At 62.1% G+C, this 16624-nt stretch carries 13 protein-coding genes; 4 read left to right on the plus strand and 9 right to left on the minus strand.

What is annotated here, in order from left to right:
* Positions 1–11: 11 nt before the first annotated feature.
* The 8 genes from ftsY to typA all read right to left on the minus strand — a co-directional run bounded on the left by ftsY (position 12) and on the right by typA (position 9862).
* Complete coding sequence (gene ftsY, locus VHE12_12115; GenBank protein HVZ81524.1) at positions 12–935, minus strand: signal recognition particle-docking protein FtsY; 924 nt, start codon at positions 933–935, stop codon at positions 12–14.
* A 2-nt stretch (positions 936–937) separates the two neighbouring features.
* Positions 938–2047, minus strand: a complete 1110-nt coding sequence (locus VHE12_12120) for a glycosyltransferase family 9 protein (protein ID HVZ81525.1) — start codon at positions 2045–2047, stop codon at positions 938–940.
* A complete protein-coding gene (smc, locus tag VHE12_12125; protein ID HVZ81526.1) occupies positions 2044–5625 on the minus strand; it encodes a chromosome segregation protein SMC in 3582 nt (1193 codons plus the stop codon). Before smc ends, VHE12_12120 begins: the two co-directional genes overlap by 4 nt.
* Before the next feature lie 154 nt (positions 5626–5779).
* Positions 5780–6250 carry a cyclic nucleotide-binding domain-containing protein gene (locus VHE12_12130; GenBank protein ID HVZ81527.1) on the minus strand — a complete coding sequence of 157 codons (471 nt, stop codon included), beginning with the start codon at positions 6248–6250 and terminating at the stop codon, positions 5780–5782.
* A gap of 67 nt (positions 6251–6317) precedes the next feature.
* On the minus strand, positions 6318–6473 hold the full coding sequence (locus VHE12_12135) for a hypothetical protein (protein HVZ81528.1): 156 nt from the start codon (positions 6471–6473) through the stop codon (positions 6318–6320).
* Between the two features lie 9 nt (positions 6474–6482).
* On the minus strand, positions 6483–7388 hold the full coding sequence (locus tag VHE12_12140; GenBank protein HVZ81529.1) for a hypothetical protein: 906 nt from the start codon (positions 7386–7388) through the stop codon (positions 6483–6485).
* Between the two features lie 91 nt (positions 7389–7479).
* A complete protein-coding gene (locus tag VHE12_12145; GenBank protein HVZ81530.1) occupies positions 7480–7959 on the minus strand; it encodes a hypothetical protein in 480 nt (159 codons plus the stop codon).
* A gap of 31 nt (positions 7960–7990) precedes the next feature.
* On the minus strand, positions 7991–9862 hold the full coding sequence (gene typA, locus VHE12_12150; protein HVZ81531.1) for a translational GTPase TypA: 1872 nt from the start codon (positions 9860–9862) through the stop codon (positions 7991–7993).
* Between the two features lie 162 nt (positions 9863–10024).
* Here typA and VHE12_12155 point away from each other — a divergent pair, with 162 nt between their 5' ends.
* From VHE12_12155 to VHE12_12165, 3 genes are all read left to right on the plus strand, one after another.
* Entirely contained in the window at positions 10025–11296 is a 1272-nt protein-coding gene (locus tag VHE12_12155) for a TolC family protein (protein HVZ81532.1), read from the plus strand.
* A complete protein-coding gene (locus VHE12_12160; GenBank protein HVZ81533.1) occupies positions 11293–12318 on the plus strand; it encodes an HlyD family efflux transporter periplasmic adaptor subunit in 1026 nt (341 codons plus the stop codon). Before VHE12_12155 ends, VHE12_12160 begins: the two co-directional genes overlap by 4 nt.
* Before the next feature lie 120 nt (positions 12319–12438).
* Positions 12439–14418: an ABC transporter permease gene (locus VHE12_12165; protein ID HVZ81534.1), complete on the plus strand. Its 1980-nt coding sequence runs from the start codon at positions 12439–12441 to the stop codon at positions 14416–14418.
* A gap of 3 nt (positions 14419–14421) precedes the next feature.
* Here the strand turns inward: VHE12_12165 and VHE12_12170 are convergent, their stop codons facing one another.
* The gene (locus VHE12_12170; GenBank protein ID HVZ81535.1) at positions 14422–15252 is read right to left on the minus strand and encodes an alpha/beta hydrolase; all 831 of its coding nucleotides are present in this window, start codon (positions 15250–15252) and stop codon (positions 14422–14424) included.
* Positions 15253–15323: 71 nt separating this feature from the next.
* Here VHE12_12170 and VHE12_12175 point away from each other — a divergent pair, with 71 nt between their 5' ends.
* Positions 15324–16574, plus strand: coding sequence for an MFS transporter (locus tag VHE12_12175; GenBank protein HVZ81536.1), 1251 nt, complete (start codon positions 15324–15326; stop codon positions 16572–16574).
* Positions 16575–16624 lie beyond the last annotated feature (50 nt).

The raw sequence follows: 16624 nt of genomic DNA on the forward strand, positions 1-16624 counted from the left end.
GAACCCCCTCCTTATGTGTTCACGACAGGATACGGCACCAGCGCTTCAGCGAACAGGGCGGGATCGAAGGGCACCAGGTCCTCCATCCCCTCCCCCACACCCAAAAAACGCACCGGAAGCCCCAACTGGTCGCCCAAGGCCACGACGATACCGCCCTTGGCGGTCCCATCCAGCTTGGTAAGGACCAGGCCGGTCAGTCCCACTTCTTTATGGAACTCCCGGGCCTGGGCCACGGCGTTCTGTCCCGTGTTGCCGTCCAGGACCAGCCACTTCTCCTGATGGATGCCGGGGGCCGCCTTTTCGCAGACCCGGGCGATCTTTTGGAGCTCTTCCATTAGATTTTGACGATTGTGGAGCCGTCCCGCGGTGTCCACCAGGAAACAGTCGGCACCCGCGGAAAGCCCCGACTTAAGCGCGTCGAAAACGACGGACGCCGGGGCGGCCCCATGGGAACCCCGAACGATCCCTACTTTAGCACGTTCGGCCCATTGCGTCAGCTGTTCTTCCGCCGCCGCGCGGAAGGTATCGCCGGCGGCAAGGAGCACCTTCCGGCCTTCGGAGGCGAAACGCGCCGCCAATTTCCCGGTGGTCGTGGTCTTGCCGGCGCCGTTCACCCCGGTCAGGAGGATGACGGCGGGCTTGGGAAGGTCGAAGGGGCTATAGGTCTTTCGAAGCTTGGCCTCCACCGCTTCCCTTAAAAGCCGGGCCAACCCATGGGCATCCTTCCCCGAGTTCGACCCCGCTTTTTCCTGGATTTCCTTCAAAAGTTCCCGGGCGGTCGGCACTCCCATGTCCACCAGGACCAGTTGCTCCTCCAATTGGCGCAACGTCTCCGGGGGAATGGAAGGACCCAAGGGAAGGACCTGGGCGAGGGGGGCCGTCAATTGTTGGGCGGTTTTGAACAGTCCCGCCTTGATCCGGTCGAATAGTCCCATATTCACCCTTTCGGGGAGGCCATCCTTTTTTCAACCGCCTGGGCGACCTCCAAGGGAGGGATGGAGTCGCAATGCCTGTCCTCGGCGCGGAAGATCCGGGCCTCCGCCCCCCCCGTCAGGGGCGCCCATTGTCCCGGGTCGCTGGGGCCGAACAGGGCCAGCACGGGCGCGGCCAAGGCCCCCCAATGCATCAGGCCGCTATCATTGCAGATCAAAAGGTCCATACGCCGGATGGACCCCAGTATAAAGAAAAGGCCGTTATCAGGCAGGGTAAAGACATGGGACCGGGGACCCATGAGCTCGAGGAATTCCTTCAAGCGTCCCTCTTCCCCTTTTCCGTGGATCACGAAGACCTGGAGCCCTTGCATCCGCGAAAGCCGCTCGATCAGTTCGAGCCATCGGTTCAAGGACCACCGGTTGTCCTCCTTCAAGAGCGTGGGATGGACCCCCAGCCGGAAACTCTTCCCCCCTCCCACCGCCCCGAAGAAATCCTCCACCTTCCGTTCGATGGTTTCGGACAGGGCTGGAGCTTGGGGGGCCGGGATACGGGCGGGCGCCGCCGCGGCCCCCAAGGGCCCCAACAAGGACCAAGCCTTCAAGCTTTCATGTTGGAAAGGCTCCGGCTCGGGCACCCCCAGGTTGAAGACCCGCCCCGACATCTCGGCGTAGTCCCCTTGGGCCCGGAACCCGACCCGCCAAGGACTGCCGGAGAGCATGGTCATGAAGGCCGAAGTGGCGGAGAAGGGAAAGGAATGGAAGTCCAGGGCCAGGTCGTATCTCCCGCGCCGGAGCTTCATGAAGAGCGAAAGACGGGAAAAAAGCGAGGACCGGAAGACCAGCACGCGGGCCTGGGGAAAAAAAGCCCGGGCCGCCTCTTCGTTATTGGGGCCCGCCACCAGGGTCCAACCCCCGCATCCGCCGGAAAGCCTCTCGAGTTCCTTCAAGGCGGGAACGGTCAGCACGAAATCGCCCAGGCGGTCCGGCCGAAGGACGAGGATGGAAAGACCGGGGCGCCATTGGAAGGGTCCGACGGAAGGGGCGGGATTAAGGCGGGCGGCCATCCAGGCCAAAAGGCCCTTGAAGGCCTTCTCGAGACGGGAGCCGAGCCTCAAGGGACGGGAGTTTCTTCGGGGGTTCCCTCACGGAAGCGGGTGGAGATGACCTTCGACACACCCGATTCCTGCATGGTGACGCCATACATCACATCGGCGGATTCCATGCTGACCTTGCTGTGGGTGATCATGATGAACTGGGTCTTCTTGGCGAACTCCCGCAAGAGATGCACGAAACGCCCCACGTTCACGTCATCCAAGGGCGCGTCGATCTCGTCCAGCAGGCAGAAGGGGCTGGGCTTCACCATGAAAAGGGAAAAGAGGAGCGCGATGGCCGTCAGGGCCTTCTCCCCCCCCGAGAGCAGCGACACGGATTGGAGGCGCTTGCCCGGGGGCCGGGCCACGATCTCGATGCCCGATTCCAGCACGTCCCCCTCGTCGATGAGGATCAGCTCGGCGCGCCCGCCCTCGAAGAGGCGCTGGAAGGTGTCCTTGAAGTTCTCCTGGACGGTGGCGAAAGTGGAGGTGAAAAGCTCCTTGGAGGTCAGGTTGATCTTGTTGATGGCCTTCTGAAGGTCGTCCTTGGCCTTGAGCAGGTCATCCCGCTGTTCGGCGAGGAACTTGTAGCGCTGGTTCAATTCGTCGTATTCCTCGACCGCCACCATGTTGACGAGCCCTAAGCGTTCGATCTTGGCGCGCAGTTCGATGGATTCCTTCTCCGCGGAGTCCCCGTCGAACTCCTTGTCCAGGGCCACCGGCGGGTTCTCCAGGTCCACTTTGTACTCCACCTGGAGCTTCTCCTCGATGTTGCGGGCCTCCACGTTCAGTTGGGCTTCCTGCACCTCGAAACCATGCACCTCGCGCTGGACCTCCTCGAACTTGGTACGGGCCACGCGGACCTTCTCCGCCCGTTCCTCGGTCTCCACCGCGATCTTCTCGCGCTTCTCCACGAAGATCTTCACGCGGGCGTCGGCCGCGTCCTTGGATTCGACCAACCCTCCGGCCTTCTTTTCCAGGTCCGTCAGGTCGAGGGAAAGCTGGCCCTCTTGCTTGTCGATCTGTTCGTTCTCTTCCTTCTTCTGGGCGACCGATTGGACCAGTTGATCCTGCTCTTTCTGGTAATGCTCGGCCTCTTCCAGCGCCCGGTTGGCCACTTCTTCCAGGGCCGACAGTTCCATATCGACCTGAAGGACCTGTTTGGACAGGTCGTCGCGGTCGGCTTGCAGGTCCTGGAGGCGTTTGCGGGCCTCGCCGATCTCTTCCTGGGTCAGCAGGTGGGCCTTTTCGCTCTGGGAAAGCATCTCTTGGAGCTCGCTCATCCTCTGGCGGTCGGTGTTCCAATGGGCCTCCAGGTCGGACTTTTCCTTCTCTTCCTGGGTCTTTTCCTGGGCCAAGCGGCGCAGGGTCTCGCCCAACTGGACGATCTCCTTCTCGTTCTCGGCCATGCGGATCCGGGATTCCTGGCGGGACTTTTCCGCCCCGACCAATTGGTCCTCATTCTCCTTGCGCTGGCGTTTGGCTTCGCCGATGGCCGACTCGGTCTGCTGGACCTGGGCTTCCAGGCCCTTGATCTTCTCGGAGAGCTCCGACATCTCGCGGTGACGGCCCAGGAGGGAAAGCCCGGTCACTTCCGACCCGGCCTTCAGGAAACCCAGGGGACCCGTCCGGTCCCCTTCCTTGGTGACGAAACGCAGGCGGGGATAACGCTCGCTCAGGGCCACGGCGGAGTCGAGGTCCTTGACCAGCAGGTCCTGCTCGAAAAGGAACCGGACGACCGGCTCCATAACGGGGTCGAATTTCATGAACCGGGCGATCGGCCCTTCCACCGCGCCCTCGGAAAGGGCCTCCGGGGACGGCCCTTGGGACGATTGCTTGTGAAGGTCCTCCAGGATGAAAAGGGAGACCTTGCCCTGGCCCTCGGCCCGGAGGTGGGCGATGACCTTGTTGGCCGTGGCGCGGTCCTTCACGACGAGCGATTGGAGCTGCCCACCCAAGAGGGCCTCGACCGCGGCCTCATGGGCCTGTTCAACGACCAATAGGTTCGCCAGGACCCCTAATACTTCCTGCCACATGAGGGGCTCGTTCTGTTTGGCCAAAAGGACGGAGCGGACGCCCGGGTCGTAGCCGGTCAATTTGTTCTGGAGCTCTTCCAGGACCCCATAACGGGAGCGGGTCTCGGACACCTGGTTGTTCAATCGTTGGAGCGCCTCCTGGGCCTCCTCGATCCGATGTTGTTGCTCGGAGAGGGCGGCTTGCAGGCGCAGGATGGCCTCCTCGGCTTGGACCCCTTGGGCTTGGGCGGCGTTCTTGGAACCCTCGGCCCGGGTCAAGCGGTCCTGGGCCTGGGCGGCCTCTTGGAGGAGCCGTTCCACTTGGGTGGTCAGGTCCTTGACCCGCCGGGAGGTCTCTTCGTCCTGGGATTGGAGGGATTCCAGTTCGGCCTTCATCTGGGCCGACTTCTTCACCAGGTCCATGACGGCGCCGTTCTTGACCTCCAGGTCCTGTGTCTGGTCCTGGAGCTGGCTTTCCAGCGCTCCCCGCTTCCCTTCCAGCTCGGCCTTGGCCCTGGTCTTTTCTTCCTTCTGGGACACGCGGTTCTCGGAGAGTTTGCGGCGTTCCGCGATCCACTCTTTCAACTGTTCGATGCGGCTCAATCCCTCGGCGATCTGGTTCTGGTTGCGCATCTTCTGGTCGGCCAACATGTCCCGGTGTCGGCGGGTGCCTTCCATGCGGCCCTGGTTGACCTCCACTTCGCTGCCCACCTTATAGGCCTGCTCCCGCACCTGGGCCAATTCCCCCTCCACCTCATTGAGGATCTGGCGCTGGTGTTTCTCGTCCACTTCCAGCTTATGGGTCTCGTGCTGGGCATCCTCGAGCTTGTGTTGGACCTGGGACATCTTGTGATGCAGGTCCTTCAACCGTCCCTTGAGCTTCTCGAACTTGTCCAGGTGGATGAGGACCTGGAGCTTGGCCAGCTCCTCCTTGTACTCCCGGTACTTCTCGGCCTGCTTGGCCTGGCGCTCCAGGGTGGAGATCTGGCGCTTGATCTCGGCGATGATGTCGGAGATGCGCACCAGGTTCTGCTCGGTGGCTTCCAGTTTGCGGGTGGCCTCGACCTTGCGGGCCTTGTAACGGGTGATGCCGGCGGCCTCCTCGAAGATCGCCCGGCGTTCGTTGGGCTTGGAGGTGATGATCTGGTCCATCTGGCCCTGGGCCATGACCGAGTAGGCGCTGGTGCCGAGGCCCGTTCCCATGAAGAGGTCCTTCACGTCCTTCAGGCGGGCCAGGGTCTTGTTGATGAGGTATTCGCCCTCGCCCGAACGATAGACCCGGCGCGTGACCGAGATCTCGTTGAACTCCAGCGGCAGGGCCTTGTCCTCGTTGGAGAGGGTCAGGGTCACCTCCGCCATGGCGGCGGGCTTGCGTTGGTCGGTACCGTTGAAGATGACGTCCGTCATGTCGGAGGCGCGCAGGCCCTTGGCCGATTGCTCGCCCATGACCCAGCGGATGCTGTCAGCCACGTTGGTCTTGCCGCAACCGTTGGGGCCCACCACCGCGGTGACACCCTGTTCAAAGAGGAGTTCGGTCTTGTCGGCGAAGGATTTGAAACCGTGGATCTCGATCTTCTTGAGGTACAAAAAAGGCTCCCAAAGAGGGTATGAAAGCCAGGAAAGAAGGGGAAAGGGGTGGGGTTGGCTTGATTTATCAGGACTTTACATCACAAGGGATGGTGACGCAAGGACTTTGAACCACCAAATGTAGAGGAGAGCGCCCTTTTCCGGGAAGGGACTTTTAGCTGAACTCCAGGAGCGAAAAGGCCAAATTGGTGCGGCGCAGGCGGCTGGAGATCAGGCTGATGAGGGTGCAGAAAACATCGTAGGCCACCTCGGGGTTCTTCTTGAGGAACTTCTTGAAATCGGCGCCCTTGATGACATGGACCTGGCAGTCCTCCCGGGCCTTGATGGAGGCGGAATAGGGGGCGTCGTCGAAAACGCTCATCTCCCCGAAAAGGGAGCCCCGGCTGATATCGGCCAGGTATTTCTTCTCGCCCGGTTCCTTGCCCGACTTGGAGACCTCCGCCCGGCCGTTGATGAGGATATGGAGGTTCCCGCCCGCCTGGCCCTCTTCGATGATCATCTTGCCGGCCTTGAATTCATGGACCTTGCCGAGCTTGAAGATCTGACTGAGGACCTTGTCCTCCATCCCGTCGAAAAGGCTGACTTCCTTCAAAAAATCGGTGACGACGGCTTCTTTGCGGGCCATATCCCATCCTTTCAGGAACAACTCTTCTTCATCAAAAACGCCTCCCAGGGCTTGCGGTCACCCTGGTCTATTTCCCTTCGGTCCCGTCCGGTCCCAGCTTTTTACGGGCGTAACCGGCGTCCTTCTTGAGCCGGGAAAGCCGTAAATAGGTACGGATCACCGTAAAGAGGATCGCGACGATCCCGATCCCATAAAAAATATCCGCCAGGAGCTTCCGGTCCAAGGCTTCCGGTCAATGATCGGCGGTGGAATCGGCGTAACGGTAAGGGGCGTCCCAACGGGGGACCACCCGGTTGGGGGAAAGCCGCCGTCCCAATTTCCGTTGGATCAAGTGGAGGGCCGCCAGGTCCTCAGTCTTGAGCTTCTTGGCCTGGGCCAATGACGTGGAAGCGGGCGGGGTGCCCTCGCCCGGGCCCACCCGGACCCAGACCTTTTTGCCCACATTGCCTAGATAGACGTTCACCTGCACCTTGGACTTGGGCGCGACGAAGGTGAATTCCCGCCATTGCTTGCCGGGCTGACCGTCGTAGTTCCCCTTTTCCGCCTTTCCCTCCGTGGGATTCACGAGGCGGTATTTATGGAAGAGCAATGCGTTCAGGACCTCTTGCGAAGCCCAGGCGATCCGCGAGGAGGAATTGCCCCCCTTGGCATGGATCCAGCCCCCGAAGATCACGTTGGGCCGGTAGTTGGAGACCTGCCACGGTTCGACCTTCTTGGCCTTCTTCTTGGACGGCTTGGCGGGCGCTTCGGCCGCTGCGGCTTCAGTGGACGGGGCCGCCAAGGCGGATTGGTCCGATCCGGGCGCGGGAAGGGCCGGGGCCTCCTCGGTGGCGGAAGGGGCCGGAAGGGCCGGAGGGGCGCTGGTGGAGGTCGTCGAAGAGGGCGCCGAAGCGTCGCCCGGCAAGGGCGGCAGTTCGGGGGAAGTGGAAGCGGGGGCGGAAGCGGCCGGTGCCGCGGGGGACTCGGGCAAGGGCGGCGGAGCGGACGTGGTGGCGGAGTTAGCGGCGCTGGACCCCTGGTCCGGCAAGGGCGGAAGGGGCGGCATGTCCTGGGCCATCACAAGGGATGCCATCGAGGCCAAGACAAGGAAGGTCCAAAAAGGTTTCATGCGGGCCGGCTCCTGGACAGGGATGTTCAAAGAGCCCTCATTTTAGCCGGAACCCCGAAAGGCCGAACAGAAATTCGTAGGTTCGTTCCTTTAACCTTCATCCTGCGGAAAGAACGCGCCCTTAAAAGCGCAGGGTGGCCACGGGCAACCGCAAGGCCAGCCGGTCCGGGCCCGGATGCGGGTCCCAGGCCGACGGAGCCGGATAAGGGTTGGTCAGGACCGACACGCAGGCGATGGTGGTGGACCCCACGCCCGTCCCGATCAAGAAAGGAAGGAAGTAATCCCCGTTCACATCGAAGGTGCCCCGGGTGGCGAGGGAGGCCAGGCCGGTCAATCCATAGCTGGCCAGGGCAGTGAAGGGCAGCGAGGTGATGAAGACCACCTGGAAATCCTCGGATTGGTTCTCTTTATATTCCACGCCCTCGGGGTCATAACCATTGGCCTGCCGCTCGTATTCATAGGGCTTCTCGAAGCCGGTCAGTTGGGGCAGGTTGGGATTCGCATCATCGGGCGGGATGGACATCTGGGCAAAAGCCAGGGAAGGCCAGGCCATGAGGAGCGCCGACAAGGCCGATAAGGATGTCCACTTCAAGGGTTTCATGCGGGCATTCTACCCCTATTTGGGTCCGGCCTTAAGCCCTGGGGTTCTTGGCCATCTCTTCCAGGATCTGCTTGGCCGAGCTCTTGGCGGTCTGCTTCTCGGTCTTCATGCGCTCGTTGTTATTGAGGATCTTCTTGCGCATGCGCAGGTTCTGGGGTGTCACTTCCAGCAGTTCGTCGTCCTGGATGTATTCCAGGCACTGCTCCAGCGAGAAGATGGTGGGCGGTTCCAGGGTCAAGGCCTCGTCCGAGGACTTGCTGCGCATATTGCTCAGGTGTTTGGTCTTGCAAGGGTTGACGGCGATGTCGTTCTCGCGGGTATGCTCGCCCACGATCATGCCTTCATAGACCTCCATTCGGGGGTTGATGAAGAACTTGCCCCGGTCGGCCAATTGGAACATCCCATAGGCGGCGGTGATGCCGGGCTCGAACGCCACCAGGACGCCACGGCCCCGGCCGCTGATCTCGCCCTTGAACTCCCCGTAACCGGCGAAAACGTGGTGCAGGACGCCCTCGCCCTTGGTGTCGGTCATGAACTCGGTGCGGAACCCCAGCAAGCAGCGGGACGGGATGTGGAACTCGATGCGGGTCGTCACCTCGGACAGGGGGGTCATGTTCTTCATTTCTCCCTTGCGGGCCCCCAGCTTTTCCATGGCCACGCCCACGCAATTGTTCGGGACGTCGACGATGAGGTTCTCATAGGGCTCTTCCAGCTTGCCTTCCGTCATCTTGAAGATGACCTGGGGACGGGAAACCTGGAACTCATAGCCTTCCCGGCGCATGGTCTCGATCAGGATCCCCAAGTGCAGTTCCCCGCGCCCCGACACCTTATAGGCGTCCGGGCTCTCGGTCTCGCTGATCTTCAACGTGGGATTGGCTTCCGCTTCCTTGAAAAGGCGGTCCCGTAAATGGCGGGAGGTGACGAACTTCCCTTCCTTGCCGGCAAAGGGACTGTTGTTGACCGAGAAGACCATGGACATGGTCGGTTCGTCGATGGTGATGGGGGGCAGGGCCTCCGGGTTGGCGGAAGAGGCCACCGTCTCGCCGATCTGGACGTCCTCCAGACCCGCCAAAAGGATGATGTCGCCGGCCGAGGCTTCCTCGCACTCCGCCTGTTTGATGCCCTGATAGGTGAAGATCTTGGTGGCGTTGCTCGTGACCTTGCGGCCGTCCAGCTTGACGAGGGTGATAGGGTCGTTGAGCTTGATCTTCCCGCGCTTGACGCGGCCGACCGCCATACGGCCCAGGTACTCGTTGTAGGAGGTGGTGGTGACCAGCATCTGGAAGGGCGAATCCAGGTCCACGTCGACGGGCTTGAAATGGCTGACGATGGTGTCGAAAAGGGGCTTCAGGTCGGTGCCGGGTTTCTCCAGGTCCAGGGTGGCCTTCCCCTCGCGGGCGATGGCATAGACCACCGGGTAGCCGATCTGATGCTCGTTGGCGCCCAGCGCGATGAAAAGGTCCAGCACATTGTCCACGACCTCGTGGGGCCGGGCATCCTTGCGGTCGATCTTGTTGATGACCACGATGGCGTCCAGGTCCTGCTCCAGGCTCTTGCGGAGCACGAACTTGGTCTGGGGCAAGGGGCCTTCGGCCGCGTCCACCAGCAGGAGCACTCCGTCCACCATCGAAAGGATGCGCTCCACTTCCCCGCCGAAATCGGCGTGGCCGGGGGTGTCCACGATATTGATGCGGGTACCGTTCCAGATGACCGAGGCGTTCTTGGAGAAGATGGTGATCCCGCGCTCTTTTTCCAGGTCATTGGAATCCATGACCCTTTCTTCCATATGTTCATTGGCGCGGAAGACCCCGGATTGTTTGAAAAGGGCGTCCACCAGGGTGGTCTTGCCATGGTCGACGTGCGCGATGATGGCGATATTGCGGAGATCGTTCCTTAGCGTCATTTCTTCCTCGTTAAAAAAATAAGAAGCCGGAAGGCTTGGGCCTAACCGGCTTCAAGGGTCCGGAAGTATAACGAAAAGGGCTTTTAAAGGAAAGGCGCCAAGGCCCCGGATCGCCGGCAACAAAGGCCCGTTCGTAGCCTTTTGGACGTCTATAATCCGACCATGAACAGACCGCTCCTGCTGGGAATCCTACTCCTTATCCCCACCCTCCTCCCGGCGGAGGAGGCCGGTTTGTCATGGTCCCAATGCCTCAAGGAAGCGACCCTGAACAACCCCGACCTGCTCTCGGCCCAAAGATCCCTGAACGCCGCCGAGAACAGCCATATGGCCAGCCTCGGCCAGTTCTTCCCCCAGATCTCCCTGAATGCCTCCGCGGGCCGGTCGGGTCCGGGCGGGCTCGACGACGCCCTCTCCGGACCCCATTCGGGTTCGGCCAACCTCAGCCTCTCGGCTTCCGAAAGCCTCTTCTCCGGATTCCGCGACTTCGCGTCGGTGGATTCCTCCAACGCCCAACTGGACATCGCCCGGGCCCAACTCACCCAAGCCAAGGCCCAGCTATCCCGGGACCTCAAGGTGGCCTTCTATACCCTGCTCTATTCCCAACAACAGATCCAGCTCCTGCAGACCATCGCCGACCGCAACAAGGCCAACCAGGACCTGGTCGAGATGAACTACAAGGGCGGCACCGACAACAAGGGCTCCCTCCTGCAGGCCCAGGCGACCTACCAGGAATCGCTCTATGAGGTGGACCAAGCCAAACGGTCCTTGAGCCTGGCCCAACGCCAGTTGGCCCTTCTTTTAGGGCGGGACCTCCCGGGGGACATCCAGGTCGCCGGTGAATTCCAGGTCCCGGCCCTCCAACCCGCCATTCCCGATTTCAAGCAATTGACCCTCCAGACCCCCGCCTATCTCCAATCCCTGGCCCAACTCCACCTTTCCGAAAGTTCCTATGTCAGCGCCCGGGGGACCTTCTTCCCCACCCTGAGCGCCAATGCCAGCCTCTCCCGCCAAGGGGACGGGTTGGACGACCTGAACACCCCGGGTTGGTCGGCCGGGCTCTCGCTCAACTTTCCGCTCTTCACCGGCGGCAAGGACCTCTTCAACTTCATGAGCGCCGAGGAATCCAAGGGCGCGGCCCAGGAGGACCTGCGAAGCACCCTGCTCAAGACCTCGGCCTCCCTGGAAAGCGCCTTCTCCTCCTACCAGAACGCGGTGGAGAACACCCAGGTGCAGTCCTCCTTCCTTTCCGCGGCCAAGACCCGCGAGGAGATCGCCAAGGCCGAGTACCTGAACGGCCTCTTGAGCTTCCAGAACTGGGACCAGCTCGAGACCAACCTGACCTCCCAGCAAAAATCACAACTATCCAGTTCCCTCACCGCCAAGACCACCGAGGCGGCCTGGGAATTGGCCCAAGGCAAAGGAGAGATACCGTGAAGAACTTGCGAACCATCCGCGGTCCACGATCGGCGGTCCTGATCTTGCTGGCCTGCTTCCTGGTCGGGGCGGGCTGTGGGAAGACGAAAAAATGGGGGAACGGCGGCGCCAACTCAGGCGGGTTCCGGCCGGTCGAGGTGACCCGGGACGACCTTCAGATCACGGTGCTGGCCACCGGCAACGTCCAGCCCAAGAACCAGCTGGATATCAAGCCGCCCATCTCGGGGCGGATCGAGAAGATCCTCATCCAAGAGGGACAATATGTGAAGAAGGGCCAGGTACTGGTGGAACTCAGCTCCACCGAGCGGGCCACCCTGCTGGACGCCGCCCGGGCCCAAGGTCCGGACGCCTTGAAGAAATGGGAGGATCTCTACCAATCCACGCCCCTTCTCTCCCCTCTCTCGGGCCAGATCGTGAACCTGCCCACCGTGCCGGGCCAAGTGGTCTCCACCGCCGACACCATCATGGTGATGTCCGACCATCTCATCGTGAACACCCAGGTGGATGAGACCGACCTCGCCCAGATCCGCCTGGGCCAGGACGCCGTCATCACGCTGGATGCCTACCCGGGCCAATCCATCCCGGCCAAGGTGCGCCGCATCGCCTACCAGTCGGTCCTTTCCAACAATGTGACCACCTATCCGGTGGAGGTCTGGCCCGACAAGGTCCCTCCCTTCATGCGAAGCGGCATGACCGCCAACGTGGTCTTCAAGGTCAGCGAGAAGGACGACGTCCTGGTGATCCCCTCCGAGGCCATCCAGCAGGGACCGGACGGCTCCTCCTACGTGCTGGAAGGCCCCGCCAAGAAGGGGGACAAACCCCAGACCGTGGCGGTCCAGACAGGGATGACCGACGGCAAGCAGACCGAGATCGTCTCCGGGCTGGCCGAGGGCGACAAGGTGTTGATCAAGTCCTTCTCCGCCGGGCAGCTGTCCGCGCCCTCCACCGGGACCAACCCCTTCATGCCCAACATGCGGGGAGGCAAGAGCAGTGGCGGCGGCAACCGGGGCGGGGGACATTGACCCCATCACCACGAAGGTACGGAGAATGCGGAGACGGATCACGCCTTTCTAAAATCCGTTCCTTTCGTTTTCTCCGTGCCCTCCGCGACTCCGTGGTAAATCTTTGACGGGAGCCTTGACGTGAATGTGATCGAGATCAAGAACCTCACCAAGGTCTACAGGATGGGCGATACCGAGGTGCGCGCCCTCAACGGGGTCTCCCTCGAGATCGAAGCGGGCGAGTTCGTGGCCATCATGGGCGCCTCGGGCTCCGGCAAGTCCACCATGCTCCAGATCCTGGGGTTGCTCGATTCCCCCACTTCGGGTTCCTATAAGCTCCTGGGCAAGGAGGTCTCCGCCCTCCAGGAGGACGAACTGGCCGCCATCCGGAGCCGGACGCTCGGCTTCATCTTCCAGATGTTCAACCTGCTGCCGCGTACGCCTTCGGTGGAGCAGGTCTCCCTGCCCCTGCTCTATTCGGACCCCGACTCCTCCCACAATGACCCCAAGGATCTTTTAAGGATGGTGGGCCTGGGCGAACGCCTCGACCATAGGCCCAACGAGCTCTCCGGAGGCCAGCAGCAACGGGTCGCCATCGCCCGGTCCCTCGTCAACCAGCCCAAGATGATCCTGGCCGACGAACCGACCGGCAACCTGGACTCCAAGAGCTCGGCGGAGATCATCGAGTTCCTGGGCAAGATGAACGCCAGCGGCATCACGGTGGTGCTCGTGACCCACGAACCCGACATCGCCGCCCACGCCCGGCGCGTCATCACCATGAAGGACGGTAAGGTCCTTTCCGACCGGTCCAACCGTTCCTCCGCGCCAGCCCCCAGCGCCGCCAAGACCCGGGAGATCCTCAAGGACGCCGGAAAGGCCTCTTCGGCCGGTTTCAGCTTGCGCCAGTCCAAGGAATATTTCCGCCAGGCCCTCCGGGCCCTTTTGGCCAACAAGGTCCGTTCCGGACTGTCCGTGCTCGGCATCCTGATCGGGGTGGCGGCGGTCATCGCCATGTTGGCGGTGGGCACCGGCGCCCAGAAATCCATGGAACAAAGGCTGGCCTCCCTGGGCACGAACCTGCTGATGTTGCGCCCCGGTTCCCTCTCGGTGGGAGGCGTCCAGCAAGGGACCGGTGGCACCAGCCGCATCACCCTCCAGGACGCGGAGGCGGTGGCCAAGGTGCCCATGGTCAAGCGGACCGCCCCCGAGATCTCCGGAAGGGTCCAGGTGACCTACGCGGACAAGAACTGGAACACCCAGGTGACCGGCACCACCCCCAGCTACGCCGAGATGCGGGCCGCCGTCCCCGTCGCCGGGCGTTTCGTCTCCAACGACGACGTCCAGAAGCGGAATCGGGTCGCCGTCGTGGGGCTCACCGTCGTCAAGAACCTCTTCGGGGACAACGCCAACCCCATCGGGGAATGGATCAAGATCAACCGCACCAGCTTCCAGGTCATCGGGGTTCTGCCGGTCAAGGGCTCCAACGGGTTCCAGGACCAGGACGACGCCATCGTGGTCCCCGTGACCACCGCCATGTACCGGCTCTTCGGGAAGGAATACGTGAACATGGTGGACATCGAAGCGGACAGCCCGCAGAACACCGGGACGGTGGCGGACGCCGTCCAGTCCTACATGATGAAACTCAAACACATCCCCGATACCCCGGAAAACGAGGGAGCCTTCCAGGTCAGGAACATGGCCGACATCCAAGCCACCTTGAGCGCCACCACGGAGATCATGACGGTGCTGCTCTCCTCCATCGCGGCCATCTCCCTTTTGGTCGGGGGCATCGGCATCATGAACATCATGCTGGTCTCGGTGACGGAGCGGACCCGGGAGATCGGCCTGCGCAAGGCCATCGGGGCCCGGCGGTTCGACATCCTGTCCCAGTTCCTTATCGAATCCATGGCCGTGGGCATCGTGGGCGGGGCCATGGGCGTTCTCTTGGGTTGGGGGATCGTATTTGGGATCTCCAAGTTCGCCGGATGGGCGGCCATCGTCACGCCCGGCGCCGTGCTCCTGGCCTCCGTTTTTTCCGCCTTGGTCGGGGTCCTGGCCGGCCTCTGGCCCGCCATCAAGGCCTCCAAGCTGAGTCCCATCCTCGCCCTGCGATACGAATGATCCTTAGCCGTTCTCTTTGAGGAAGGTAGCCAGGACCCGAAGGAACCCTTCCGGGTTGTCGCGGAACACCGCGTGCTCGGCCTTTTCCACCACCACGAAATGCCCATGGGTCATCAGGCTTTCGATCTTTTCCCGTTCCCCCGCCTCCATGTAACGGCTGTCCCCGCCCTGGATATAGAGGATGGGGCATTTCACCTGCGGCAGCCAGGGATAGCCTTCCTTCTCCCGGCCCAAGCGCTGGGTCTCACTGGCCCCGAAGGAGGAGAAATTCCAGTCCCATTCCCCGTTCTCCTTCTTCCAGAACTGCCCTTTGTAATAGTCGAAGCGGAGCTTGTCCCCGGGGAATTTCCCGCGCAGGAAATCGTCCAGGGCCTTCTCGTCGGCGAATGGGGCCGGATATTCGCCCCGGCGGTCCCGGTATTTCTTCCAGCTCTCCAGGTCCTTGGTCAGGGTCTGGTCGATGACGGTCAGGGAACGGACCAGGTCCGGGAAAAGGGCCGCGAAGACCAGGGCGTTGCGTCCGCCGGTGGAATGGCCAATGACATGGAGCCCGCTATGGCCCAACGCCTTGGCGCAGGCCTCCAGGTCCTTGGCGTGACCTTCCGGGGTGAAGTCCTGTCCCTTTTCGTCCTCGTTACGGCTTTCCCAGTAGGTACGTCCATGGCCCCGCATGTCGAAGGCGAAGACGTGGTAACCCAACTTGGCCAACATGTCGGGGGTCGAGGACCAATCCTGGTGCTTGGCGGTCAGACCGTGCAGGAGATAGACCGGGGGCCCCTCGGAACGATATTCCTCGTAGAAGAACTTCCCACGGTCGGTCAGGACGAAAGGCATTCCCTCTCCTCGCTATGCCGGGATGAAGCAAAAGGTGAATTGGATGGGCTTTCGCCATTACAATGCCCGCCATGAAAAAAAGCCAAAGGAAAAAGGGCCACGACCCCTACGCGTCCCTTCGATCCCGGGACTTCCGCCTCTATATCATCACCAATTTCCTGCTCATTTTCGGGAACCAGATGGTCATCGTCGCCCTGGGCTGGGAGCTTTATATGAAGACCGGACAGGTACTGGACTTGGGCCTGATGGGTCTCTTCACCTTCCTGCCGGCCATCGGCTTGGCGCTCTTGGGCGGGAACGTGGCCGACCGTTACGACCGGCGCCGGATCCTGATCGTCTCGACCTTGGCCTATCTGGCCGGGCTGGCGGGGCTTTGTTGGGCCTCCTCCCTCCATGACGAGTCGGCGAACTTCCGGTGGGTCGTTTTCGGCTTCCTTTTCCTCATGGGAACCTGCAATGCCTTCTATAACCCGGCCAAGCAGGCCATGATCCGCCAATTGGTGGCGCCCAAGGACCTGACCAACGCCATCACCTGGGGCAGCTCGGCCTTCCAATTGGCCTCCGTGACCGGTCCGGCGGCCTGCGGATTCCTCCTGGAAAGGGTCCCCTATCCCTACATCTATGGCACGAGCATCGTTTTCGAGGTCCTATTCCTGTTCGCGTTGATGGGTTTTGACCTGCGGAAGCAAGCCCGGAACCGGGCCTCGATCAACATCACTTCCCTCATGGAAGGGGCCCGTTTCGTCTGGAACACCAAGCCGATCCTGGCCACCATCACCATGGACCTCTTCGCAGTGCTGTTGGGCGGTTGCACGGCCCTCATGCCCAGCTTCGTGAAGGACATCCTCCACTCCGGGCCCTTCAGCCTGGGCTGGCTCCAGGCTGCGCCTTCCATCGGGGCCTTCCTCATGGCCCTGACCATCGCCCAAAGACCCATGAAGCGTCCCGGGTTGCTCCTGCTCTGGGCGGTCGCCGGTTTCGGCGCCGCCACCATCGTCTTCGGACTCTCCCGCAACCTCTGGCTGTCGCTGGCCATGATGTTCCTGATCGGGGCCTTGGACAACATCAGCGTCATCGTGCGGGGAAGCCTGGTGCAGGTCCTCACCCCCGACCGGCTCCTGGGCCGTGTCCAAGCCGTGAACTACCTTTTCATCAATTCTTCCAACCAACTGGGCGCCTTCGAATCGGGAACGGTCGCCGCCCTGGTCGGGACCGTTCCCTCGGTCGTCCTGGGGGGCATCGGAAGCATCGCCATCGTGCTGGGTGTCGCCTACCTTTGGCCCCAGGTCGCCCGCTTGAGATCCCTTCAGGCCACGCGTTAGGCATTTCCCGTTCCATCGTGGGTCCCCGCAACGGACATCCCCTTCCCCCT

This window comes from bacterium, assembly GCA_035549195.1.
GTDB lineage: Bacteria > Oederibacteriota > Muellerivitia > Muellerivitales > Muellerivitaceae > DASZRK01.

Coding starts and splice junctions, on each gene's coding strand:
- ftsY (HVZ81524.1), bottom strand. CDS start 935: ATGGGACTATTCGACCGGATCAAGGCGGGACTGTTCAAAACCGCCCAA.
- typA (HVZ81531.1), bottom strand. CDS start 9,862: ATGACGCTAAGGAACGATCTCCGCAATATCGCCATCATCGCGCACGTC.
- VHE12_12130 (HVZ81527.1), bottom strand. CDS start 6,250: ATGGCCCGCAAAGAAGCCGTCGTCACCGATTTTTTGAAGGAAGTCAGC.
- VHE12_12175 (HVZ81536.1), top strand. CDS start 15,324: ATGAAAAAAAGCCAAAGGAAAAAGGGCCACGACCCCTACGCGTCCCTT.
- VHE12_12170 (HVZ81535.1), bottom strand. CDS start 15,252: ATGCCTTTCGTCCTGACCGACCGTGGGAAGTTCTTCTACGAGGAATAT.
- VHE12_12155 (HVZ81532.1), top strand. CDS start 10,025: ATGAACAGACCGCTCCTGCTGGGAATCCTACTCCTTATCCCCACCCTC.
- VHE12_12145 (HVZ81530.1), bottom strand. CDS start 7,959: ATGAAACCCTTGAAGTGGACATCCTTATCGGCCTTGTCGGCGCTCCTC.